Genomic DNA, 23,267 nt, shown 5'->3' with positions numbered 1-23,267 from the left:
ACGCGGCGGAAGCATGCTGCCACCGTGTGCCGCCGCCGGAGGACTAGGCTTGCGAGGTGACCACGAGCCCCGAGCGCCGCCGCAGCGATAGGGCGGCGCACAAAGCCGGTCCCGGACACCCGGCCCGGCGCGATCGGCACGGGCGAGGGCTGCGCGGCCGGCTGGTCCCGGCGACCGTCCCGCTCGCCCGCACCAAGGCCGAGATCTTCGACGATCTGGTGCTAGACACGGTCGAGAGCCTCGAGCGGCGCTATGCGAAAGAGCTGGCCGGCGTCGAGTTCGCGGTGGAGGACGTGCCCCCCGACCTCAACGTCTACGACTCCGACGTGCTCGAGGACGGCGAGGTGCCGCTGGCCCGACTACTGCCCGGGCGTCCCGGCCGGCAGGAGCTTCCCCCTCGGATCGTGCTCTACCGGCGGCCGCTGGAGTTCCGGGCGATGGACCGTGAGGACCTCGCCGACCTCGTCCACGATGTGATCATCGAGCAGGTCGCCAACCTGCTCGGGGTGGATCCCGACGAGCTTTCCTAGGCCTTCTCAGGCGACCCGTCGCTTCAGCTTGCGTCGTTCACGCTCGGACAGCCCACCCCAGATGCCGAAGCGTTCGTCGTGACCCAGCGCGTACTCGAGGCACTCGGCCTTGACGTCGCAGCGACCGCAGATCCGCTTCGCCTCGCGGGTCGATCCGCCCTTCTCCGGAAAGAAGGCCTCCGGATCGGTCTGCGAACACAGCGCCCGCTCCTGCCACTCGGGCGCGTCCCCGAGCAGGTCTACCCCTTCAACCTGCGCTTCCATCGGCGTGCCTCCCAATTTCCGCGCCGGCATCGCTGCCGGCGCTGACCCCCCACGCACGCGGCGTGTTTTTTGCGGGCCTTGAACCCCTCCTGCCCGCAACCCCACCGAAATTACACGCGTGTAAGACGTGCGTCGTCAAGCCGAACCTGATAAATAGGCCCGTTTCCCCGGCGCGCCTTCGGCGCGTCGTGGTCCCGTTCCTGCCCTATCTCTCAGGGGCCGCACAGGGTTACGCCGCCTAGGCGCGTCGCGTCCAATTTAACCCGATTTGTGATGTGAGGTCAGCGGCGGCCATACACTGTGGTGCGCTCCACTGCCGGGCGGCCCGCCGAGGCGGCCAGCTCCTTCAGCTCGGCGACCGTGCGGGCTGAGCCGTGCTCCGAGCCGGCCATGCGGGAGATGGTCTCCTCCATCAGCGTGCCACCAAGATCATTGCAGCCGCCGTTGAGCATCGCGCGCGTGCCCTCGTCGCCGAGCTTCACCCAGGAGCACTGGATGTTGTCGATGCGGCCGTGCAGGAGGATGCGGGCCATCGCGTGCACGACCCTGTTCTCCCGCCAGGTCGGGCCCGGGCGGGCGATCCCGGCCAGGTAGATCGGGGCGTTCGTGTGGATGAACGGCAGCGCCACGAACTCGGTGAAGCCGCCCGTCCGGTCCTGCACCCCGGCCAGCACCCGGAAGTGGCCCAGCCACTGGCGCGGGTGGTCGACGTGTCCGTACATCATGGTCGAGCTCGACCGGATGCCGGCCTCGTGCGCCGCGGTGACGACCTCGACCCACGTGCTGGTCGGCAGCTTGCCCTTGGTGAGCACCCAGCGCACGTCGTCGTCGAGGATCTCGGCGGCCGTGCCCGGGATCGTGTCCAGGCCCGCCTCGCGCAGCTCGGCCAGCCAGTCCCGGATCGGCACGCCGGCCTTCGAGGCGCCGGTGACGATCTCCATCGGGGAGTACGCGTGGACGTGCATCCCGGGGACCCGCTGCTTCACGGCGCGCACCAGATCGGCGTACGCGGTCACCGGCATTTTGGGGTCGATGCCACCCTGCATGCAGACCTCGGAAGCGCCGTCCTGCCACGCCTGCTCGGCCCGGTCGGCGACCTGCCCGACGGAGAGGCGGTACGCGTCGGCATCCTGCTCACGCTGGGCGAACGCGCAGAAGCGACAGCCGACGTAGCAGACGTTGGTGAAGTTGATGTTCCGGTTGACGACGTAGGTGATGTCCTCGCCGTTGACCTCCTTGCGCAGGTCGTCGGCTATCCGGGCCAGTTCGTCGAGCGCGCTGCCGTCGGCGTTGAACAGCGCCATCGCCTTGTCCTCGTGCTTCGGCTCGAGGAGGGCGGCGGGGTTCTCCGACGCCAGCTTGAGACCGGCGAGGACGTCGGTGGGGGTGCTGCTGTCGTGGCCCTGCTTGACGTGGGCCGCGACCTCTTTCCAGTCGCCGTAGACGTCGTCGAAGTCGGATCGCCGGTCGCTGGTCCGGCCGGCGGTGTCGATGCTGGCGAACAGGTCAACTCGCCCGCTGCCCATCGCGTCGTCGGGCTCCTGCCAGGGCTTTCCGGACGGCATCGCGGTCTCGTCGGCCAGGCCGTCCTCGCCCGCCAGGGCGGTCACGTGAGCCGCCAGCCGGGGATCCAGCCAGCCCTCGTTGGCGCGCTTGACGTACTCGGGGTAGATCGTGAGCCGCTCCCGCAGAACAAATCCGGCTTCGGCCGATTTTTCGCGCAAAAGCTCGATCTGTGGCCACGGGCGCTCGGGATTGACGTGGTCGGGAGTCACCGGCGAGACGCCGCCCCAGTCGTCGATGCCCGCCCTCAGGAGAAGCGCGAACTCGGCGTCGATCAGATTGGGCGGGGCCTGGATGCGGGCCCGCGGGCCCATGATGACCCGGGCCACCGCCACCGTCGCGGCCAGCTCACGCAGCTCGGCGTCGGGCATGCCGCGCATCGCCGTGTCGGGCTTCGCCCGGAAGTTCTGGATGATGACCTCTTGGACGTGGCCGAACTCGCGGCCCGTGCGCCGCATCGCGAAGATCGCGTCGATCCGCTCGGCCCGGGTCTCGCCGATCCCGATCAGGATGCCGGTGGTGAACGGGACACCCACCCGGCCGGCGTCGTCGAGCACCCGCAGCCGCACCGCCGGCTCCTTGTCGGGCGAGCCGAAATGCGGGCCACCCGGCTCCGACCACAGCCGGGTCGCGGTGGTCTCCAGCATCATGCCCATGCTCGGCGCCACCGGCTTCAGCCGCTGCAGGTCGGCCCAGCTCATCACGCCGGGGTTCAGATGCGGCAGCAGGCCGGTCTCCTCCAGGACGGCGATCGCGCAGGCGCGGACGTAGTCGAGGGTGGAGTCGTAGCCGCGCTCGTCCAGCCACTGCCGGGCGGCCGGCCAGCGCTCCTCCGGGCGGTCGCCGAGCGTGAACAGCGCCTCCTTGCAGCCCTGCGCGGCGCCCTGGCGGGCGATCTCGAGGACTTCCTCGCGCTCCAGGAAGGCGGCGGGCAGGCGGTGCGGCACCGTGGCGAACGTGCAGTAGTGACACCGGTCGCGGCAGAGCCGGGTCAGCGGGATGAAGACCTTTTTCGAGTACGTCACGACGCCCGGTCGCCCGGCCTCGCGCAGGCCCGCGTCCCGGATGCCGCCGGCGATCGCCAGCAGATCGTCGAGCCGGTCGCCGGTCGCGGCCAGTAGAGCGACCGCCTCATCGGTGTTCAGCGCCTTGCCGTCGGCGGCGCGGCGCAGAGCGCGCCGGATGCTCGCGTCGGTCGGAACCGGTTCCACCCCGTCCGACCGCCCCACCGCCACCCTTGAAGGGACTGAAGACTCATTGGCTGCTACCACGCAGTGCAGCCTAGGCCGGAAAGTCGCCGGTTGCGCCGGTCGTGCCCGGGCGCACGCAGTGGAATAGGACACGGCGGCGCCCGGGGGCACGGTGGTTACTGGCGGGGCGGGTCCTGGTCGGCTGGGCCGAAACCGGGACGCTCTTCACCCAGCTTCTGGGTGCGGTCGTCGGTCTCCTGGGATTGGGGGACCACCTGCGTGGGCTCGGCGGGCGGGGCCGACGCCGGATACGTCGCGCCTGCCGGGGCCGCGGGCGGGGCTGACGCCGGGGCCGCTGACGTGGGAGACGCAGGCGGCGGGGCGAACGGGCCCGGCGGGACCGGCTGGGTGGACGCGGCCGGGTTCGGCATCGGCACGGCCGGCTGGTTCCAGGAGGGCGCCGGCTGGCCGTACACCCCCGGGCCGTAGGCCTGCTGGCCCGGTGCCGGCGGGTAACCACCGGGCGGCGGGGCCGGCGGGTATCCCGGCTGGCCGGGATGCATCGGCTGGCCCGGCTGACCCGGAGGCGGGCCGTAGCCGGGCTGACCCGGGTAGGTGCCCGGCTGGTTGTAGGCGGGCTGGCCGTACATGCCCGGCTGAGACTGCGGCTGCTTCGGGCGCGGCGTGTAGAACATGTTGCGCCAGATCTGGAAGACGGCGTACGCCGCGACGGCGAACACCGCGAGCCAGGCGACCCGGGCGAGCAGGCCCTCCAGCGCGCTGCGGGCGCCGTTGTGGTCGGCCTCGTTGATCAGGCCGAACAGCACGCCGAAGAAGATGCCGAAGAGCGCCATCAACCCGTACTCGATGACGGCGACCAGCACGATCAGCTGCGCCTTCGGATGCCGCGGCTGCACCAGCAACGCCAGCAGCACCGCGGCGAGCGGGAACCCGATCGTCTCGAGGTTGATGAAGGCGCCGAAGCTGGCCTGCGTGCGGAAGCTGAACTGGCCCTGCCCATCCGGGATCAGATCGAGCAGCGCCAGGAAAATGAAGACGGCGGCGGCACCGACCAGGGCGTACACCGCGAGGTCGCGGAGCGGGCGAAGGTACTGGCCGGCCGACTTGACCTCGCCCGGCACGGGCTGCGGTTGGCTGGTCACGGTTTCTCCCTGACGTGACGATTTGTGGTCGGCCCAGCGTAGACCGCCCCCGCATCGGCCACCCGATACCCGGCGAACGGTTCTGTCATACCCGTGCGGGAGGATGGCTGACATGCGGATCGTGGTCCTCACCGGTGGCATCGGCGGCGCGAAGTTCCTCGTCGGCGTGCGGGCTCATGCGCGGGCGATCGGCGCCGACGTCACGGCGGTGGTCAACGTGGGCGATGACGTGCGCATGCACGGCCTGCAGATCTGCCCCGACCTCGACAGCGTGATGTACACGCTGGGTGGCGCGCACGACCCCGAGCGGGGCTGGGGCCGCGTCGGCGAGACCTGGGTGGTCAAGGAGGAACTCGCCGCCTATGGCGTCGAGCCGTCGTGGTTCGGCCTGGGTGACAAAGACACGGCCACCCATCTCGTACGGACGCAGATGCTCACCGCCGGCTATCCCCTGTCCCAGGTCACGGCCGCCCTGTGCGAGCGCTGGAAACCCGGGCTCACCATGCTGCCGGCCACCGACGACCGGCTCGAGACGCACGTCGTGGTCGACGTCGAGGGCGAGCGCAAGGCGATCCACTTCCAGGAGTGGTGGGTCCGCTACCGCGGCGACCTGCCCACCCACCGTTTCGTCTTCGTCGGCGCCGACGCGGCCAAGCCGGCTCCCGGCGTGATCGACGCGATCACCGGGGCCGACGTGGTGCTGCTCGCCCCGAGCAACCCGGTCGTCAGCATCGCCCCGATCCTCGCGGTCGACCCGATCCGCGACGCGATCGCCACCGGCCCGGCGCCCGTCGTCGGCGTCTCCCCCATCATCGGCGCGTCCCCCGTGCGCGGCATGGCCGACAAGTGCCTGGCCACCCTGGGCGTCGAGGTGAGCGCCTCCGGCGTCGGCGCGCTGTACGGCGCCCGTGGCGACAACGGCCTGCTCGACGGCTGGCTGGTCGACACCACCGACGCGGCTACGGCGGTCCCCGGCGTGCCGACCCGGGCCGTGCCGCTCTGGATGAGCTCCGAGGAGGCCACCGCCCAAATGGTCGCCGACGCCCTGTCCCTGGCCGGTGTGGCATGACCATCACCGATGGCCTGGAGATCCTGCCCGTCCGCGGCATGGGCGACATCACCCCCGGCGACGACCTGGTCGAGCTCATCGCCACGGCCGCGCCCTGGCTGACCGACGGCGACATCTTGGTAGTGACCAGCAAAATCGTCTCGAAGTCCGAGGGCCGCCTGGTCGAGGTCCCCGCCGACGGCCCCGAGCGCGACGCGGCCCGCGCCGCCACCCTGACCGCCGAGACCCGCCGCGTGGTCGCCCGGCGCGGCCCCACCACCATCGTCCAGACCCACCACGGCTTCGTGATGGCCGCCGCCGGCATCGACGCGTCCAACGTCGACAAGACCCACCTGGTCCTGCTCCCCGCCGACCCCGACGCCTCGGCCCGCCACCTGCGCGACGGTTTCCGCGCCCGCGGCCTGGAGGTGGCCATCATCGTCTCCGACACGATGGGCCGAGCTTGGCGCAACGGCCTCACCGACGTCGCCCTGGGCGCCGCCGGCATAGCGCCGTTCCGCGACCACCGAGGCGAGACCGACCCGTACGGCAACGAGCTCCAGATCACCCAGATGGCCGTCATCGACGAGCTGGCCGCCGCCGGCGAGCTGGTCAAGGGCAAGTGCGATCAGGTCCCGGTAGCGGTAATCAGAGGCTTCTTCCGCCCGTCGACGGCCGAGGCCCCCAGCGCCGCCCCCGCCGCTCACACCGCAAGCCGCCCCACCGCGCCGGAGGATCACGCCCCCAACAGCCCAGCCGACGCCCCCAGCTCTCCCGACATCTCCGGCTCCCCCGCCGCTAGCCGCCCCACCGCGCCGGAGGACCACGCCTCTAGCGGCCCTGCCGACGCCCACGCGACGACGGACCCGTCGAGCGCGTCCAGTCGCCCGGCCGCCGGCCACTCGACCGCTTCGGCGGATGCCGATCTCGGCGCCGCGGCCCTCTTGCGCGACGCGGCGACCGACATGTTCAGCCTGGGCACGGCCGAGGCGCGAGCGGCCGGCCTGCTCGACGCCGCGCTGCTGCCCGACGGCGGCGGCACCGCGCTGCCCGGCTTCCCCGTCGACGGCGAGGCGGTGCAGCGCGCGCTGACCGCGGTCGCCGACGTCCTGGCCCACGGCACGACCGTCACCATGGCCGAGGTGATGCCCCACAACGGCGCGACCGCCGCGCTACACCTGACAACCCGTGACACCGGCCCGTCGGGACTGATGCGCTTGGGCGCCGACGCGCACCGCGTGCGGGCAGCCTTGGCCGCCGAGTCCATCGCGACGATCGCCCTCCCCCACGAGGACGGCATCCGGCTGGATCTCTCCGCCCTCACCCCCGAGACCGACCGATGAGCGCGGCGCAACACGCGGACGCCGCGCCGACGCCGACGCCGACCGATTGTCAAGCCGGTGCCTTCCGTGAATGCCGGGCCACCGCCGAGCGGTCCCACCAATGAGCGCGGCGCTGCACGCGGACGCGATGCGGGTGCTCACCGCGTGGCGAGCCACCACCGAGGAGGGCGACCTCGCCCGCAAGCGCGCACTCGAGCTGCTGGCGCAGGGACCCGAGACGGTGACCCGCGCTCACCGGGCCGGGCACCTCACGGCCAGCGCCCTGGTGGTGGACGTAGACGGCCGCGTGCTGCTCTGCCTGCACGCCCGCCTGGGCAAGTGGATGCAGCTGGGCGGCCACTGCGAGCCCGCCGACGTCACTCTGGCCGAGGCGGCCCTGCGCGAGGCCACCGAGGAGTCCGGCATAGAGGGCCTGACCCTCGACCCCGACCCGATCGACGTAGACGTCCACGACGTCCGCTGCGGCGCCGGCGACGGCACGCCCGCGACCGCTTCCACGCACTACGACGTGCGCTTCCTGGTCCACGCCCCAGCCGGCGCCACCGAAGAGATCAGCGACGAGTCCTCCGCGCTGGGCTGGTTCGACCCCGACGCGCTGCCGTCACCGCTCGCCTCCGCCACGGCCCGCCAGATCCCGCCGGCCCTGTCTCGCCTGCGCTGACCGGGTCTCGCCTGGGCTGATCCGGCCGTGTCAGTCGTTGTCGTGGGGGCGGCGTTGGGTGGGGATTTCCAGGGCGCGGGTTGGCTCGTCGGCGAGTTCGTCCTGGGGGCGTTCCATGTTCATGACTGTCATCGAGCGCTTGCTGGGGCGGGTCGCCTCCTCGTACTCGTCGGCGGAGGGCGGGACGATCGGGCTGGTGGGGTCCTCGGCGAAGTTCGGGGCCTCGGCGTCGGCGATCGAGTTGGGGACCGGGGCGTCATTGCGCGGGACCGGCGGGCGGAACTTGAGGACATCCGTCGTCTCGCCCGGGCGGGACACCAGGGCCGGGCGGATCACCTGGGTCTTCTCGTCGTCGACGGTCTTGTCCGCCAGGCGGATCACCTGGGTTTCGTCGCCGCCTACGTCCCTGGTGGCGCGGTTGGACAGGTCGCGGGTGCGCTGACCAGGCTCCGCCCCGGGGGAACGCACGGGGAACTGCAGCACCTGGGTGGTATCGCCCGGCTTCGGGAGCTTGATGACCTGGGTCTTCTCGTCCTGGTCCACCGAGGGAAACGGCACCACGTGCGTCCGGGAATCGCCGTCGCCCACGGGCAGCTGCACCACCTCGGCCGACTCGCCGACCGGGAGACGCACGACCTGGGTCCGCTCGGCGGCGTCGCCCACCGGGAGGCGAACCACCTGGGTCCGCTCGGACTGGTCCTTCACCGGAAGCCGCACGACCTGAGTGCGCTCCGCGACATCGCCCACCGGCAGCGGGATGACGTCGGACTTGTCCGCGACCGCCGCGAAAGCCACGACCGTCGTCTCGTCCGCCGGCTCTTCGTCGACAATCACCGCTTCGGCTTCATCGTCGACCACATCCGCCGCCGACTCACCCTCGACCTGGGCAACGGTCTCGGGATCACCCTCGGCCAGGGCCACAGCTTCGGAGATCACGGGCTCGGCCTGGGCCACGGCCTCGGAGATCTCGGACTCCTCCTCGACGGCCGGTTCAGCGTCTTGTTCCGCGTCTGGCTCAGCGACCACCTCCGCTCCCGCCTCCGCGGTGTCGTCCTCGGCCAACGCCACCGACTCCGTGGCCTCGTCGGCATCTTCGATCGGCGTGGCGGGCGGCTCGTCGTCTTCCACGGCGGCCGTCGGCTCCTCGCCGTCAGATGAATCGGTCGGCTCCTCGCCGTCAGATGAATCGGTCGGCTCCTCGTCGGCGTCGGAATCGGTCGCCGCCTCCGGCTCTGGCACCACGATGGCCTCGAACACAGCGACCGTCTCGCCTTCGGTGGCCGTGCGGTTCGTCGTGGGCGTCTTGCTCTCGGCGATCGTTTCAGGCTCGGTGGTCGCCTCGCCTTCCAAGGCCGCCTCGCGCTCGAGGAGCTGCTCGGACTTGGCGCGATTCGTCACGACGGTTTCTTCGTCCGCCGGCGAGACGCTCGCGGGAAGGGCACTGACAGGAAGGGCAGTCGCAAGGGCGATGGTGAGTTCGTCGTCGAGGGTGAGGGGTGTTGCGTTGGGAGCGGGGTTGGGGAGGTCGGTCGTTGTCTCGTCGGCGGGTATGGGCGCTGAGTCGGCGGTGGGCGGGGGTAGGCGCAGCACCGTCGTGGGGTCGGCGTCCAACGACGGGAACGCGGGCGGCGCACCGATGACCGTGGTCTGGACGACGGCCAGGGGGATGCCCTGGGCGGGCGCGGCGCCTCGGGCGCGGCCTATCTGGCCGATCAAGGGGAGGACGGGCGGCTCGTACTTTGCCCAGCGGCGCGCGCTCAACGCCGTACAGATCAAAGGGACCGCGAGCAACGCCGCCAGGCCGTAACCAGGGCGTGAGAGGTCGAAGCCGTCCTTGGCCACTGAAGGTGGCCAGACGTCGGCGTATGACGACGGGGACATCAAGGACCACACAGCGATCGCCAGGTAGACGACGCCGGCGAGCAGCGGGCCGGCGGGTGAGATGGGCCCGAGCACGAGGATGCCGTAGGCGGCGCCGGCCAGCAGCAGCAACAGCAAGCCGGTGAAGCTTTCCACGGCGAAGCCGTCGCGGCCGCGGGCGGTCAGGTCGCCGGTGAGCCCTACGCCGGTCAGCACCCAGGCGGCCGGCGCCAGGACGAGCGAATAGAGGATCGACCTGATGTGGCGCAACGTTCTCTCCCCGGGTGGCCCTGCTCCAGGACGCTACCCGCGCCGGGCAAGTCCCGGGTCGGGCCGTTTACGTAGCCGTCAAGACCGACTGCACCAGCACAAGCGCCGAAATTGTCTCGGGCGGCCGGGCATAGTTGATGACCGATCAGCCACCCGTCGATGTGGCTGGGCACCCCTGCCGGGGCCGGCCTGTGTTGCCGTCAGACATGGACGGGCGGGCGCCGGTTCCGGGAGGCTCGGTGATTCAGAAGGCGTGAGCTGAAGGATAGTTAAGGTGTGTGCATGACGGGCACAGTGCTGTGGGAACCGCCGGCTGACGTTCGCGAGACCACCCGCATCGGGGACTATTTGCGGTGGCTCAGCGGGCGAGGCCACGACTTCGCGACCTACGAGCGCCTGTGGGAGTGGTCCGTCACCGACCTGCCCGGCTTCTGGCAGTCGATCTGGGACTACTTCGAGGTCATCAGCCACGACCCGCCGACGGCGGTGCTCGCCGACGCGAGCATGCCGGGGGCGAAATGGTTCCCCGGCGCGACGCTCAACTATGCCGAGCACGTGCTGCGCATGCCCGGACGCGACGACGAGGACACGGTCGTCATCGCGTACTCGCAAAGTCGCCAGCCGATCAGGCTGACCGCGCGGCAGTTGCGTGACCAGGTGCGGCGCGTGCGTGCGGGGCTGAAGGCCCGCGGGGTCGGCAAGGGTGACCGGGTTGCCGCCTATGCCCCGAACATCCCCGAGACCTACGTGCTGATGCTGGCCACCACGAGTCTCGGCGCGATCTTCTCGTCGTGCGCGCCGGAGTTCGGCAGCCGCAGCGTGATCGACCGGTGGAGTCAGATCGAGCCCAAGGTGCTGGTCGCGGTCGACGGCTACATGTACGGCGACAAGGCGATCTCCCGCACGGCCGAGGTAGCCGCGATCACGGACGCCATCCCGTCGATCGCGCACCTCGTGACGATTGGTTATCTAGACCCATCAAAAGACGATTTTTCCGATCTGTACGGCGAGGGCCCGCTCGCCTTCGAGCCGGTCCCCTTCGACCACCCGCTCTACGTGCTCTACAGCTCGGGCACGACGGGGCTACCGAAGCCGATCGTCCACGGCCACGGCGGCATCCTCCTCGAACACCTCAAAATCCTGGCGCTCCACCACGATCTGGGCCCGGAAGACAGGTTCTTCTGGTTCACCACGACCGGGTGGATGATGTGGAACTTCCTGGTCAGCGCCCCAGCCGTCGGCGCCTCGATCGTCATGTTCGACGGAAACCCCGGCTTTCCCGACATGTCCGCTTTATGGAATCTGGTTGATGAAGCCGACATTTCGTACTTCGGGACAAGCGCGCCCTTCCTCATGGCCTGCCGCAAGGCCGGACTGCGCCCGGACAAGCCCAGCCTCAAGGCGATCGGCTCGACCGGCGCACCCCTGCCCCCGGAAGGCTTCGACTGGGTCTACGAGGCGGTGGGCACGCAGCTGCAATTGCAGTCGCTGTCCGGGGGTACGGACGTGTGCACCGGCTTCGTCGGCGCCAGCCCCCTGCATCCGGTGCGCGAGGGTGTGATCGCCTGCCGCTGCCTGGGCGCCCGGGTCGAGGCGTTCGACCCGTCGGGCAACCCGGTCGTCGACCAGCTCGGCGAACTGGTGATCACCGCGCCGATGCCGAGCATGCCGGTCGGCTTCTGGAACGACCCCGACGGCAAGCGCTACCGCGAGGCCTACTTCGACGTCTTCCCGGGCGTCTGGCGGCACGGCGACTGGATCACGATCGGTGAGGACGGCAGCTGCGTGATCACCGGCCGTTCCGACGCGACCCTCAACCGCGGCGGCGTCCGCCTGGGCACGGCCGAGTTCTACTCGGTGGTCGAGGCGCTGCCGGAGGTCGTCGACTCGGTTGTGGTGCACCTCGAGCAGGACGACAACCCCAATGGCGAGCTGCTGCTCTTCGTGGTGCTCCCGGACGGCGTCGAGCTGGGCGACGAGCTCACTGCCAAGATCCGCCGCGAGCTGCGGACCGCGTTGTCGCCACGCCACATTCCCGACGAGATTCATCAGGTACGGGCGGTGCCCCGCACCCTGTCGGCGAAGAAGCTCGAGGTCCCCGTGAAGCGGATCCTCACCGGCACCCCGGTCGAGTCGGCCGCCGCCAAGGGCGCGCTGGCCAACCCGGACTCGCTGGTCGCCTTCGAGGAGCTGGCGGTGGTCAGGCGGAAAGAACGACCGTGACCTTCTCGGCGGTGGTGCGCGCGTCGAGCTTGGCCGGGTGCAGGTTGGCGCAGAGCACCACCGACGCGCCCACGGCGAGCGGCGCGAAGAGCCAGTCGGCCGGGGCGGGATAGGCGCGGGTGTCGATCAGCACGCGGTCACCGGCGGTGATGCCGAGCTCGGCGGCCCGCTCGGTGGCCGTGCGCATCACCGCGAGGTGGCTCAGCTCGACCGGGCCGGCCAGCGCGCGGTCGTCGGGCGAGACGGGCGCGCCCCGGAAATGGTCGCCGTAGTTACGCACCTCTGTCACATAGTCGACAAAACCTGGGGGCACCTCGCGCAGCGGCATGGCGAGCGGGAGCAGGCCGGTCGCGAATCGGTCGGTGGCGGGCCACTCGGCCGCCGCCTCGACGCCGGCGGGAGCCCCGGCGAACAGGGCATCCACCGGCTGCGGACGGCCGGGGAAGGCCACCGCGAGGCCGGCCGCCGACACGCCCAGCGCGATCGCGGCGGTCTGCCAGTGCGGCGGCAACAGCACCGCGGCGGTGTCGCCAGCGCCCAGCCCGAGGCCGTCGACCACGAGGTTCGCCGTCTTGGAGACCCAGTTGTCCAGGGTCGCGCCGGACAGCTCGGTGCGGTCGCCGGTGGCATCGTCGTACCAGGTCAGCAGCGGGGTGGTCGGATCTTGCCGGACGGCTGACGCGAGCGCCTGCGTGATCGTCGTGTGCACCACTCACACGATAATCGGGTCACCCTGCGTAACCATTCCTGAACGGGCGATGAGTTCCGGGAAACGGTTCGAAACAGGCGGTGTCGCGGTCACATGCCCGATGCATTCCGGGCGTAGGCTTGCCAGTGGTCTGAATTACAACCTCTTTGGGAGTTGCCTCGTGACCGCCGGTCGCCCCCCGCGAGTGCTAGTCGACGCCACCAGCGTCCCCGCTGATCGGGGAGGCGTCGGCAGATACGTCGACGGCCTTCTCGGCGCCCTCGGCCGGCTGGATCCCGACCGGGTCGACCTGGCCGTCGTGGCGCAGCGTTCGGATGCGGAGCGTTACAGCCGCATGCTCGGCGACGCCGAGGTGATCGCCGGCCCCGCCGCCGTCGCCCACCGGCCCGCCCGCCTCGCCTGGGAGCAGACCGGCCTGCCGCTGCTCGCCCAGCAGGTCGGCGCCAAGGTGCTGCACTCGCCGTTCTACACGTGCCCGCTGCGGGCCGGCTGCCCGGTGACGGTGACCGTGCACGACGCCACCTTCTTCACCGAGCCCGAGCACTACGACAACACCAAGCGCACCTTCTTCCGCAGCGCGATCAAGACGTCGCTGCGCCGGGCCGCGCGGGTGATCGTGCCGAGCAAGGCGACCCGAGACGAGCTCATCCGCCTGCTGGACGCCGACCCGACCCGCATCGACGTGGCGTATCACGGCGTCGACCAGGCCGCCTTCCACGCCCCGGCCGACGAGGAGAAGGCTCGCGTCCGCGCCCGCCTCGGCCTCGGCGACGCCGGTTACGTGGCGTTCCTCGGCGCCAAGGAGCCGCGGAAGAACGTACCCAACCTGATCCGCGGCTGGGCTCGCGCGGTGGCCGACTGGCCGCACCCGCCGGCGCTGGTGCTCGCCGGCGGCCAGGGCCACGACGACGAGATCGACCGCGCGGTCGCCGAGGTCCCGTCGCACCTGCGCCTGCTGCGCCCGGGCTATCTGCGCTACGCCGACCTGCCCGGCTTCCTCGGTGGCGCGCTGGTGGCCTGCTATCCGTCGTTCGGCGAGGGCTTCGGCCTGCCGATCCTCGAGGCGATGGCCTGCGCGACTCCGGTGCTGACCACGCCGCGCCTGTCGCTGCCCGAGGTGGGCGGCGACGCGGTGGCCTACACGACGGAGGACCCCGACCGGATCGCCTCCGACCTGGCCGATCTGCTGCACGACGAGCAGCGCCGGATCACGCTGGCCAAGGCCGGATTCGACCGGGCGAAAGAATTCACCTGGGCGTCAAGCGCGGAAGTGCATGTCACAACCTGGAAACGAGTCGCGAATTCGTGAGCCACTACACTCTGTGCCCATGATTGAGCAACGGGGTGCGCTGTACGGCGTTGTGCTGGCCGGTGGCACCGGAACACGTCTCTGGCCCCTCTCGCGGGCCGGTCACCCGAAGTTCCTCCACCCGCTGACCGGCACGGATGCGTCCCTGCTGCAGGCCACGGTGGACCGCCTCGACGAGCTGACCGACGCCGACCGGATCCTCGTGGTGACCGGCGTGGCGCACGCCGCGGCCGTGTCGCGCCAGCTCGCCGACGTCCCCGAGGAAAATGTCCTGGTCGAGCCCTCCCCCCGGGATTCGTGCGCCGCGATCGCCCTGGCCGCCGCCGTGATCGCGCGCCGCGACCCCGAGGCGATCATGGGCTCGTTCGCCTCCGACCACCTGATCTCCGACAAGGCGGAGTTCACCGAGGTCATCAAGCGGGCGATGGACGGCGCCCGGCAGGGCCTGCTCATGACGCTGGGCATCACCCCGACCCGCCCCGAGACGGGGTACGGCTACCTGGAGTGCGGCGGCGCGATCGGCGACGGCCCGGTGCTGGCGGTCGAGGAGTTCAAGGAGAAGCCGTCGTACGACGTGGCCGAGAGCTACGTGAAGTCCGGCAACTACCTGTGGAACGCCGGCATGTTCGTGTGGCGGGTCGACGTCTTCCTGGCCGAGCTCTCCCGTCAGCAGCCGCAGCTCGCGGCCGGTATCTCCCGGATCGCCCAGGCGTGGGACTCCCCGGCCCGCGAGGAGGTGCTCGGCGAGGTCTGGCCGACCCTGCCGCGCATCTCGGTGGACTACGCGGTGATGGAGGGCGCGGCGACGGTCGGCCGGGTCGGCACGGTCCCCGGCGACTTCGGCTGGAACGACGTGGGCGACTTCCACACGCTGGGTGAGGTGCTCGCCTCCGACCAGTCCGGCAACGTCGTGGTCGGGCACACCGGCGAGGACAAGCCGGGCGTGCTGCTGCGCGAGACCGAGGGCCTGGTGGTCGTGCCGACGACCGGCCGGCTGGTGGCCGCGATGGGCGTCCGCGATCTGGTCATCGTGGACACCCCCGACGCGGTGCTGGTCTGCCCGCGCGACCGGGCGCAGGAGGTCAAGCAGCTGGTCGACCAGCTCCGGGACGCGGGCGAGATCAGCTACATCTGATCGGCGACGCCGAGACCAAAAGGCGGCCCGACGGTCAGGCCGAGGCCAGCCGGCGGGCAGGGTCAGGCCGACGCCAGCCGGCGGCCCGCCAGCTCGGCGAGCAGCACCGCGCCGAGCGGGACGGCGCCGTCGTCGAAGATCGCCTTCGGCGAGTGGTTGATGGCGGCCGCCGCCGGGTCGAGGCCGGGCGGCACCGCGGCCACGTTCACATAGGCGCCCGGCACCCGTTCCAGCACGAAGGCGAAGTCGTCCGACGCGGACAGCGGGCGCGGCATCTCGATCGCCCGCTCCGCCCCGGCCAGCCCGGACGCGACCTCCAGGGCGAAGGCGGCCTCGGCGGTGTCGTTCGTGCCGGCCGGGTACTGCTCGCGGTAGTCGACCTCAGCCTCCACGCCGTGCGCCGCCGCGATGCCGCGGACCACCCGGACGAAGCCTTCGCGGATCGCCTTGTGGGTGGCGGCCGAGTAGGAGCGGATCGTCGCATTGAACTGGCCCGAGCCCGGGATGACGTTGCCGGCCGAGCCCGCGTGGATCGAGCCCACCGAGATCACCGCCGGGTCGAAGATGTCGATCGAGCGGGTGACCATGGTCTGCAGCGCGGTGACCATCTCGCACATCGCCGGGATCGGGTCGGCGGCCATGTGCGGCATCGAGCCGTGCCCACCCTTGCCGGTGACGGTCACGGTCGCGGCGTCGCAGGCCGAGAGGATGGCGCCGGCCCGGGTGGCGATGACTCCCCGCGGGAATCCGGCGGAGGCCACATGCATCGCGTACGCCGCGACGACCCGCTCGCCGGCGGCGTCCAGCACCCCTTCGTCGATCATGATGCGCGCGCCGCCCTGCCCCTCCTCCCCCGGCTGGAACATGAACACGACGTCGCCGGCCAGCTCGTCGCGGCGTCCGGCAAGCAGGTGGGCGGCCCCGGCCAGCGCGGCGGTGTGGAGGTCGTGGCCGCAGGCGTGCATGCGGCCGGGCACCCGCGACGCGTACTCGATCTCGCTCTCCTCCCGCAGCGGAAGCGCGTCCATGTCGCCGCGCAGCAGCACCGCCGGCCCGGGCCGGCCGCCGCGCAGGACCGCGGTCACCGAGGTGAGCGCGTTGCCGGTCTTGATCTCCAGCGGCAGGCCGTCGAGCGCGGTCAGCACCTTGGCCTGGGTCAGCGGTGTGTCCAGCCCCAGCTCGGGCTCGCGGTGCAGCGCGTGGCGGAGATCGATCAGGCGGTCGGCCAGCCGCTGGCCGTCATCGAGCGTGAACATGACTGCCATCCTGCACTGCCGTCACCCGGAAGCTGTTCATTAGCACAAATGATCGAGAAATGTAGTATCGTCACGGCATGGCTTCCCCTGCGCCGGAGCTCACACCACGACAGCGACAGATCCTCACGATGATCCGCGACTGGGTCGACGTGCACGGCTATCCGCCGACCATGCGCGAGATCGGGGCCGCCGTGGGCCTCGCCTCGCCGTCCTCGGTCGCCCACCAGCTCAAGGTCCTCGAGGAGCACGGCCACATCCGCCGCGACGCGCGCGGCTCGCGGGCCGTGGCCCTCTCCGCCGACAAACCCGACTCGGTGGTCCGGAGCGACGACGTCCGCGTCCCGCTGGTCGGCCAGATCGCGGCCGGCACCCCGATCCTCGCCGACGAGCACGTCGAGGACGAGTACACGTTGCCGCAGAGCCTGGTCGGCCACGGCACCCTGTTCGCCCTGCGCGTCAAGGGGGACTCGATGATCGAGGCCGCCATCTGCGACGGCGACGTGGTCGTGGTCCGCCAGCAGCAGACCGCGGAAAACGGCGACATCGTGGCCGCCCTGATCGACGAGGAGGCCACGGTCAAGGTGCTGCGCACCGACGGGCGCAACGTCGACCTGCTCCCCCGCAACCCGGCCTATTCGGTGATCCCCGGCAACAACGCGGTGATCCTCGGCAAGGTGGTGAGCGTGTTGCGGCGCGTATGAGAGTTGAACGTTCCCTGAACCCTTCTCACGACCCGCGTCCACCGCACGGCGTCGCTAGATAATCAAGGGCATAGAGTTCTGGTGGAGTGTGGCGCTCGCGACCCTGGGTGTGGTCGTGCCCGGGATCGCGGCGTTCTACGAGTTCGTCGTCAAGGGGCGCAAGCGCCTCGGCTATCGGGTCCAGATGGACACCACAGCCACCAATGTGGTCGAGACGGATGATCCCGGCGTCTTCGACCAGCTGCGCGAGCCGCTCATCGATCCCACGCTGGTGCTGCTGCGGATCGAGAACAACGGCCAGACCCACATCGACGAGGACGATTACGCCGTCCTGCACGACAAGAAGGCCGGCGTCACCATCAGCTTCCCGGACCGCAAGGTCGTCGGCATGGTGGTGACCGAGCTCAGCGACGACGGCATGCGCTCGAGCTTCGAGGACGGCGGCGGCCTGGCCGTACAGGGCAGCCGGATCCTGCTGCCGAAGGTGCCGATGAACCGCGGCGCCCACTACAAGGTCCTCGCCGCGCTCGACACCATGAACGGCAAGATGGACCAGTACCCGCCGCCGAAGGTCGCCTGCACGATCAAGGGCGGCGTCACCGGCGGCAAGATTCAAGAGACAAAGAGTCGCACGGGTACGCCCAAGCGCGTGATCGCCCTGATCGTCTTCCTCGTCGCGATCGTCGTGGCGCAGCTGGTCGTCTTCACGCAGAGCAACAACGGCGCCCCGCTGGACTGCGCGCGCGGCCGCCTCAACATCACCGGCTCGACGGCGTTCGCCCCGATCGCGCGCGAGGCCGCGAAGTCCTATCAGGACCTCTGCCCCGATGCGACGTTCAGCTTCGACATGCGCGGCAGCGGCGAGGGCCTGCAGTTCCTCGACCAGGCCGGCCGCGACGGCAAGGCTGACGGCCAGCTCGCCTTCTCGGACGGCGAGAAGCCCGACGACATGCCCGGCCTGCTGCCCCGCCCGATCGCGTTCTTCCTGTTCACACTCGTGGTCAACAAGGACGCCGGAGTCGCCGACCTGACCGGCGAGCAGATCAAGCAGATCTACCAGGGCAAGATCAGTAACTGGCACGAGGTCGGCGGCAACGACCTGGCGATCCGCCTGATCAGCCGCAACCCCGGCTCGGGCACCCGCAACGCTTTCCAGCGCCGGGTCCTCGGTGGCGTCCGCGAGCCCGGCACCAACTCCGACGACTGCCGCAACCGCGACCCCGGTTCCCCGCCCGGCGTGGTCCGCTGCGCCCGCGACTCCACCGACGCGGTGCTGCGCGCCGCCGAGTCGACGCCGGGCGCGATGGGCTACAGCGAGCTTGGCGCCGCGACGGACCGCACGGGCCTGACGGCGATCCGCATCGACGGCCACCCGGCCACGGTCGACGAGGCCGACCACGGCGCGTACCCGTTCTGGGAGACCGAGTTCGGCTACACGGCCGGCGAGCCCGCGGCGAACTCCCTCGCCGCGAGCTTCCTCCGCTACCTGACCAACCAGGTGGGCGCCGACATCATCCGCTCACACGGCGATCGGCCCTGCGCCGAGCTGGCGAATCCCCAGCTCTGCCGGCCCACCTAGGTTTTCACCACGCACGCAGAATGAAGGCCCAGGGCCAGCTCTGCTGGGCCCCGGGCCGGCCTCGGCGGGAGCGACGGTCTGTACGCACCACCCAGGCACGACATCCTGTATTTGATTTTTTATATCCGGCCCAGCGCCTTCGGCTCGTCGCTGGCGCGCGATATGTGACATGGGCGCTGTCACAAACCCGGGAACTGCGCTGTCATGGCTGGGGTAGCCGAACCACGGAGGAAGAATGACCATCTCGCACGGCAGCCACCTGGCGGCCCGGGACCACTGCCTCAGCCTGGTGCGGTCGGTCGACCGGCCGACGGGGGCGGCGCGGTACGGGCGGATGTTCCCGGATGTGGAGCCGCTCGGCACCGACCCGCATCTGCTGATCAGGGCCGGCGACACCGGGGGGATCTGCGACGCGGCGCCGGCGCTGGACGCGCTGGCGCCGGGCGGGGACGACGCGACCGGGGCGGCGGGGTGGCCGTTCTTCGGGCAGCTGATCGCGCACGACATCACGGCCGACCGGTCGGCGATCGGCGGCGGCACCGATCCGGCGTCGTTGCGCAACGCGCGGGCGCCGAAGCTGAACCTGGAGATGCTCTACTCGGACGGGCCGGTGGGATCGCCGTTCCTGTACGACGTGGGCGACCCGGCGAAGTTCCTGCTCGGGCCGGACGGCGGTGACGTGCCCCGCAACCAGCAAGGCACGGCGCTGATCGGGGACCCGCGCAACGATGTGCACCTGTTCTCGCTGAGCCTGCATGTGGCGCTGTTGCGGGCGCACAACCGGATCGTCGACTGGCTGCGGGATTCGGGGGTGCCTGCGGCGGAGGTGTTCGATCGGGCTCGGATCATGCTGACCTGGCACTACCAGTGGGTGGTCGTGCACGATTTCCTGCCGCGGCTGGTGGGCTCGGATCTGGTCGCGGATGTGCTCTCCTCGGGTGGGCGGTGGTTCGCGCCTACCGAAGCGTTCATTCCGCTCGAGTTCGCGGATGCCGCTTACCGGTACGGGCATGGGCAGATTCGGCACTCGTATCGGCTCGTAGCCGACGGTCCGCTGTTCCCACTTTTTCCAGATTTAGTGGGTTTTGGACCGCTGCCTCGTGATCGGCGGCTGGATCTCGCGCAGGTCTTCGACGTGCCGGGGTATCCGCCGGCGCAGCGGGCCAAGCGGCTGGACGGCCGGCTGGCGGCCAGCCTGATCGGGCTGCCGGAACAGGTGACGGGCGCCGTGGAGACCGACGCGTACCGGTCGCTGGCGGTGCGCGACCTGCTGCGCGGCGAGACCACGAAGCTGCCGAGCGGGGAGACCGTCGCCCAGGTGATGGGAGTTACGCCGCTGACGGCGGAGGAGCTGGGGCACCCGTGGCCACAAGGGACGCCGCTGTGGTTCTACATCCTCAAGGAGGCGGAGAGCCGGGGAGACAACGGGGACCGGCTGGGACCGGTCGGCGGGCGAATCGTGGCGGAGGTGCTGATCGGGCTGTTGCGAGCCGATCCGGCCAGCTATCTGAGTCTGGAGCCGGACTGGACGCCGACGCTGCCCGCGCGGGAGGCGGAGTTCGCCCTGACCGACCTGATCATCCCGCCGGCAGGGTAGTTCCCAGCAGCTGCCGCTCGACCCGCTCGGCGATGGTGCGGGCCGCCGCCGACTCGCTGCCCACCGTCTCGGTGATGATCTGGCGGGTCTGGTCGGCCGCCCGCACCCGGGCCGCCCGCACCGCACTCATGAGCGCGCGGGACACCACTTCCGGCGCGGCCCGCTGAATCCGCTGGTCGAACCGCACGTCCAGCAGGACGCCGGTGGAGTCGATCGTCACCTCGACCAGATCGTCGTCGTCGGACGCGGTCACCCGCAGGTCGGCGAGGCGGTCGCTCATCGCCTTCGTGTCGGCGGCCATCCGGTCGATCCGGGCCTTCCAGCCCCGCAGATAGGTGTCGGCCGCATCCGGGTCAAGGAATGTCATCATCATTCACCCCCGTGAATTGCCCGGGAGTTTAGCAGCGACCCACCACAGTGTCCGGATTGCCCGACGGACGACCGAAATAGTAGCCCTGACCGATGTCGCAGCCCAGCGACCGCAACAGCTGCTCCTGGTCGGGCGTCTCGATGCCCTCGGCCGTCACGGTCAGATCCAGCGCGTGGCACAGCGCGATCGTGTGCCGCAGGACCGCGGGCTCGGCCAGGAACTCGGCCGCCAGCTTCACGGTCGAGACCGGTAGCTTGGACAGGATGGCCAGGCTCGAATATCCGGTGCCGAAATCGTCGAGGGCCAGGCGTACGCCGAGATCGGCGAGGCGCCTCAGCGCGCCGTACCCGTGATCCAGCGCCACGCTCTCGGTGATTTCCAGTTGGAGGTTGGCGGCCGGCAGGCCGGCGCGGTGCAGGATGTCGGCCACGTCGGCCGGCAGCGTCGGCTCGCTCAGCTGCAGCGGCGACAGGTTGACGCTGACCAGCAGGTCATGACCGGCCCGTCGCCACCGCGCGCCCTGCCGGCAGGCCTGTTCGAGCACGTAGCGGCCGAGCGGGCGGATCAGGCCGGTGTGCTCGGCGAGCGTGATGAAGTCGGGCGGTCCGAGCAGCGGCCCGCCGGGGCGCTGCCAGCGGGCGAGCGCCTCGGCGCCGACGACGGTGCGGTCGGCGAGGCGGTAGAGCGGCTGGTAGTGGGCGACGATCTCGCCGTTGTCCAAAGCGGACGGAAGATCGGCGGCCAGGCGGTGCCGGCGGCGGTCGGCCTCGGCCCGGGACGGCTCGAAGACGGCGTGGTCGCGGCGATCCTGCCGGGCCCAGCCGAGCGCGAGCCGCGCGTCGCGCAGGCATTCGTCGGGAGCCCGGCCGTCGACGTTCTCGACCAGACCCGCCCGGACGTCGACGCGCAGCGGGAGCAGCACCCGCCGGGCCTCGTCGGCGGCCTTGGGCAGGTCGGCGGCGGCCAGGGCGAACTGGTCGTTCCCGAGATGGGCGAGAAAGACTCCGCCGACCTGCCGCAGCATCGCGGCGACCGCGGTGAGCAGGGTGTCGCGGCCGAGCGTGTCGGCCAGCTCGGCGAACCGGTCGATGCCGAGCAGGCAGAGTCCGATCTCCCCGCCGGCCGCGAGGTGCTGCCGCAGTTGCTGCTCGTTGGGCAGGCCGGTCACCGGGTCGTGCTGGAGGCGCTGCTGCAGGCTGGTCTGCACCCGCCGCCAGTGGATCTTCTCGGACCGGTTCATCTGCTCGGCCGCGCCGACCGCCGCGTCGCGCTGGGCCGCGACAAATCCGGTGGTGACATGCTCGAGCAATTCAAAGACCCGGACGCGTACGACCGCGGGATCGCCCTCGATCAGCGGGGGCAGCTCCGCCGCGAGCAGGCGCACGGTCATGCCGATCACCGGCGGAGCGGACATCCGCAGGTCGACGAGCTCGGCGCCGATCCGGATTCCGACGGCGGCGTCGAACGGCTCGGCGCGGACGGCGGCGACCAACTCTTCGAGCAGTTCCTGGAGGGCCGCGCGGGCGCGGGCGCGCACGCCGGGGACGAAGCCGGCGCGGGTGATGCCGCGCAGCCACTCCTCGGCCAGAACGGCCCTCGTCGGCTTCATCGTTTGCGGGCCACCGCAACGAGCGCCGTCGGCTGCGGCGGATCGTCCGCCTCGTCGGGGTCGGGGTGCCAGTCGGTGGCGCTCGCCACCCCGGGCGGCACGAGCTCGAAGTCGCCGCCGATCAAAGCCGCGATCTCCTCCGGTCCGCGAATGATCACCGGGGTCGGCGTCCGCTCGTAGAGCTTGCGCGCCCGCTCCTGCGCCTCCCGCCCTTCGGGGGTCACCTCCGGCCCGGCGTGCGACATCACCAGGTAGCTGCCGGACACCAGCGACTCGCCGAGCCGCTTGAGGATCCCGGCCGGGTCGGCCGCGTCGGGCACGAAATGCAGGACCGCGACGGTCAGCACCGCCACCGGCTCGGAGAAGTCGATCAGGCGCAGCACGTCGGGGTGGTAGAGGATGCCCTCGGGGTCGCGCAGATCACCCTCGATCACGTGGGCGTACGGGTTGCCGTCGAGCAGGCCGCGGCTCTGCTGCACGGCGATCGGGTCGATGTCGACGTACATGACCCGGGCGTCCGGGCTGGCCTCCTGCGCGACCTCGTGCACGTTGCCCAGCGTCGGGATGCCCGACCCGATGTCCAGGAACTGGCGCACCCCCGCGTCGGCGAGCCAGCGCACGGCCCGGCCGAGGAATGCCCTGTTCGCCCGCGCGATCAGGGCCGCGCCGGGGAACGCCTCCTCCGCGCGGTGCCAGAACTCCCGGTCCACCGTGAAGTTGTGCACCCCGCCGAGCGCGTAGTCATAAACCCGCGACGCGTCCGGCACGGTGATGTCCACGCCGTCCGGCACCCACCCATAGTCCTCGGCCATCCGGTCATTCAAGTACGTAAATCGATCGAGGGCCAGTACCCCCGTGCCCGGGTAACCAGGGACACTTACCGGTTC

At 70.9% G+C, this 23,267-nt stretch carries 19 protein-coding genes; 10 read left to right on the top strand and 9 right to left on the bottom strand.

What is annotated here, in order from left to right:
- Positions 1 to 56 precede the first annotated feature (56 nt).
- Complete coding sequence (locus ACQPZX_RS05085) at positions 57 to 530, top strand: metallopeptidase family protein (protein ID WP_433375002.1); 474 nt, start codon at positions 57 to 59, stop codon at positions 528 to 530.
- 6 nt (positions 531 to 536) lie between these two features.
- Here ACQPZX_RS05085 and ACQPZX_RS05080 read toward each other — a convergent pair whose 3' ends face one another.
- The 3 genes from ACQPZX_RS05080 to ACQPZX_RS05070 form a co-directional block, all read right to left on the bottom strand.
- Positions 537 to 794, bottom strand: coding sequence for a WhiB family transcriptional regulator (locus tag ACQPZX_RS05080; protein WP_015619224.1), 258 nt, complete (start codon positions 792 to 794; stop codon positions 537 to 539).
- 281 nt (positions 795 to 1,075) lie between these two features.
- The gene (locus tag ACQPZX_RS05075; RefSeq protein WP_433385038.1) at positions 1,076 to 3,586 is read right to left on the bottom strand and encodes a bifunctional FO biosynthesis protein CofGH; all 2,511 of its coding nucleotides are present in this window, start codon (positions 3,584 to 3,586) and stop codon (positions 1,076 to 1,078) included.
- Between the two features lie 137 nt (positions 3,587 to 3,723).
- Entirely contained in the window at positions 3,724 to 4,710 is a 987-nt protein-coding gene (locus ACQPZX_RS05070; protein ID WP_433375000.1) for a hypothetical protein, read from the bottom strand.
- A 112-nt stretch (positions 4,711 to 4,822) separates the two neighbouring features.
- Here ACQPZX_RS05070 and cofD point away from each other — a divergent pair, with 112 nt between their 5' ends.
- The 3 genes from cofD (at position 4,823) to ACQPZX_RS05055 (ending at position 7,762) form a co-directional block, all read left to right on the top strand.
- Entirely contained in the window at positions 4,823 to 5,779 is a 957-nt protein-coding gene (cofD, locus tag ACQPZX_RS05065; RefSeq protein WP_433374997.1) for a 2-phospho-L-lactate transferase, read from the top strand.
- Complete coding sequence (locus ACQPZX_RS05060) at positions 5,776 to 7,101, top strand: coenzyme F420-0:L-glutamate ligase (RefSeq protein WP_433374994.1); 1,326 nt, start codon at positions 5,776 to 5,778, stop codon at positions 7,099 to 7,101. The genes cofD and ACQPZX_RS05060 overlap by 4 nt, the downstream gene beginning before the upstream one ends.
- 100 nt (positions 7,102 to 7,201) lie before the next feature.
- A complete protein-coding gene (locus ACQPZX_RS05055) occupies positions 7,202 to 7,762 on the top strand; it encodes an NUDIX hydrolase (protein ID WP_433374991.1) in 561 nt (186 codons plus the stop codon).
- Positions 7,763 to 7,792: 30 nt separating this feature from the next.
- Here ACQPZX_RS05055 and ACQPZX_RS05050 read toward each other — a convergent pair whose 3' ends face one another.
- Entirely contained in the window at positions 7,793 to 9,892 is a 2,100-nt protein-coding gene (locus tag ACQPZX_RS05050) for a hypothetical protein (RefSeq protein WP_433374988.1), read from the bottom strand.
- A gap of 282 nt (positions 9,893 to 10,174) precedes the next feature.
- On the opposite strand from ACQPZX_RS05050, the gene ACQPZX_RS05045 reads away from it, so the two are divergent.
- Positions 10,175 to 12,115, top strand: a complete 1,941-nt coding sequence (locus tag ACQPZX_RS05045; protein ID WP_433374985.1) for an acetoacetate--CoA ligase — start codon at positions 10,175 to 10,177, stop codon at positions 12,113 to 12,115.
- On the opposite strand, the gene ACQPZX_RS05040 is transcribed toward ACQPZX_RS05045, so the two are convergent.
- The gene (locus ACQPZX_RS05040; RefSeq protein ID WP_433374982.1) at positions 12,093 to 12,824 is read right to left on the bottom strand and encodes a TIGR03089 family protein; all 732 of its coding nucleotides are present in this window, start codon (positions 12,822 to 12,824) and stop codon (positions 12,093 to 12,095) included. The genes ACQPZX_RS05045 and ACQPZX_RS05040 overlap by 23 nt on opposite strands.
- Before the next feature lie 160 nt (positions 12,825 to 12,984).
- On the opposite strand from ACQPZX_RS05040, the gene ACQPZX_RS05035 reads away from it, so the two are divergent.
- Both ACQPZX_RS05035 and ACQPZX_RS05030 read left to right on the top strand, forming a co-directional pair.
- Positions 12,985 to 14,133: a glycosyltransferase family 4 protein gene (locus ACQPZX_RS05035; protein WP_433374979.1), complete on the top strand. Its 1,149-nt coding sequence runs from the start codon at positions 12,985 to 12,987 to the stop codon at positions 14,131 to 14,133.
- Positions 14,134 to 14,152: 19 nt separating this feature from the next.
- Positions 14,153 to 15,268: a mannose-1-phosphate guanylyltransferase gene (locus ACQPZX_RS05030; RefSeq protein WP_433374976.1), complete on the top strand. Its 1,116-nt coding sequence runs from the start codon at positions 14,153 to 14,155 to the stop codon at positions 15,266 to 15,268.
- Between the two features lie 62 nt (positions 15,269 to 15,330).
- Here the strand turns inward: ACQPZX_RS05030 and ACQPZX_RS05025 are convergent, their stop codons facing one another.
- Positions 15,331 to 16,524 carry a M20 metallopeptidase family protein gene (locus ACQPZX_RS05025; RefSeq protein ID WP_433374973.1) on the bottom strand — a complete coding sequence of 398 codons (1,194 nt, stop codon included), beginning with the start codon at positions 16,522 to 16,524 and terminating at the stop codon, positions 15,331 to 15,333.
- A 77-nt stretch (positions 16,525 to 16,601) separates the two neighbouring features.
- Between ACQPZX_RS05025 and lexA the strand changes: the two genes are divergently transcribed.
- The 3 genes from lexA to ACQPZX_RS05010 all read left to right on the top strand — a co-directional run bounded on the left by lexA (position 16,602) and on the right by ACQPZX_RS05010 (position 20,401).
- A complete protein-coding gene (gene lexA, locus ACQPZX_RS05020) occupies positions 16,602 to 17,225 on the top strand; it encodes a transcriptional repressor LexA (protein WP_433374970.1) in 624 nt (207 codons plus the stop codon).
- A gap of 88 nt (positions 17,226 to 17,313) precedes the next feature.
- Positions 17,314 to 18,804, top strand: coding sequence for a PstS family phosphate ABC transporter substrate-binding protein (locus tag ACQPZX_RS05015; protein ID WP_433374968.1), 1,491 nt, complete (start codon positions 17,314 to 17,316; stop codon positions 18,802 to 18,804).
- A 235-nt stretch (positions 18,805 to 19,039) separates the two neighbouring features.
- Positions 19,040 to 20,401, top strand: coding sequence for a peroxidase family protein (locus ACQPZX_RS05010; RefSeq protein ID WP_433374965.1), 1,362 nt, complete (start codon positions 19,040 to 19,042; stop codon positions 20,399 to 20,401).
- On the opposite strand, the gene ACQPZX_RS05005 is transcribed toward ACQPZX_RS05010, so the two are convergent.
- Genes ACQPZX_RS05005 through ACQPZX_RS04995 form a run of 3 tightly spaced genes read right to left on the bottom strand, consistent with a single transcriptional unit; the run spans position 20,382 to position 23,192 of the window.
- On the bottom strand, positions 20,382 to 20,768 hold the full coding sequence (locus ACQPZX_RS05005; RefSeq protein ID WP_433374962.1) for a YbaB/EbfC family nucleoid-associated protein: 387 nt from the start codon (positions 20,766 to 20,768) through the stop codon (positions 20,382 to 20,384). The two genes, ACQPZX_RS05010 and ACQPZX_RS05005, sit on opposite strands and share 20 nt — an antisense overlap.
- A 31-nt stretch (positions 20,769 to 20,799) precedes the next feature.
- Positions 20,800 to 22,380 (bottom strand): putative bifunctional diguanylate cyclase/phosphodiesterase, encoded by a 1,581-nt coding sequence (locus ACQPZX_RS05000; protein WP_433374959.1) that lies wholly within the window; start codon positions 22,378 to 22,380, stop codon positions 20,800 to 20,802.
- The gene (locus ACQPZX_RS04995) at positions 22,377 to 23,192 is read right to left on the bottom strand and encodes an SAM-dependent methyltransferase (protein ID WP_433374956.1); all 816 of its coding nucleotides are present in this window, start codon (positions 23,190 to 23,192) and stop codon (positions 22,377 to 22,379) included. The genes ACQPZX_RS05000 and ACQPZX_RS04995 overlap by 4 nt, the downstream gene beginning before the upstream one ends.
- Between the last annotated feature and the right edge of the window lie 75 nt (positions 23,193 to 23,267).

The sequence above is a fragment of the Actinoplanes sp. CA-142083 genome (genome assembly GCF_050942195.1).
Taxonomy (GTDB): domain Bacteria; phylum Actinomycetota; class Actinomycetes; order Mycobacteriales; family Micromonosporaceae; genus Actinoplanes.
Note: the sequence above shows the minus strand (reverse complement) of the source record. Positions and strands in the feature narration are given on the sequence as shown.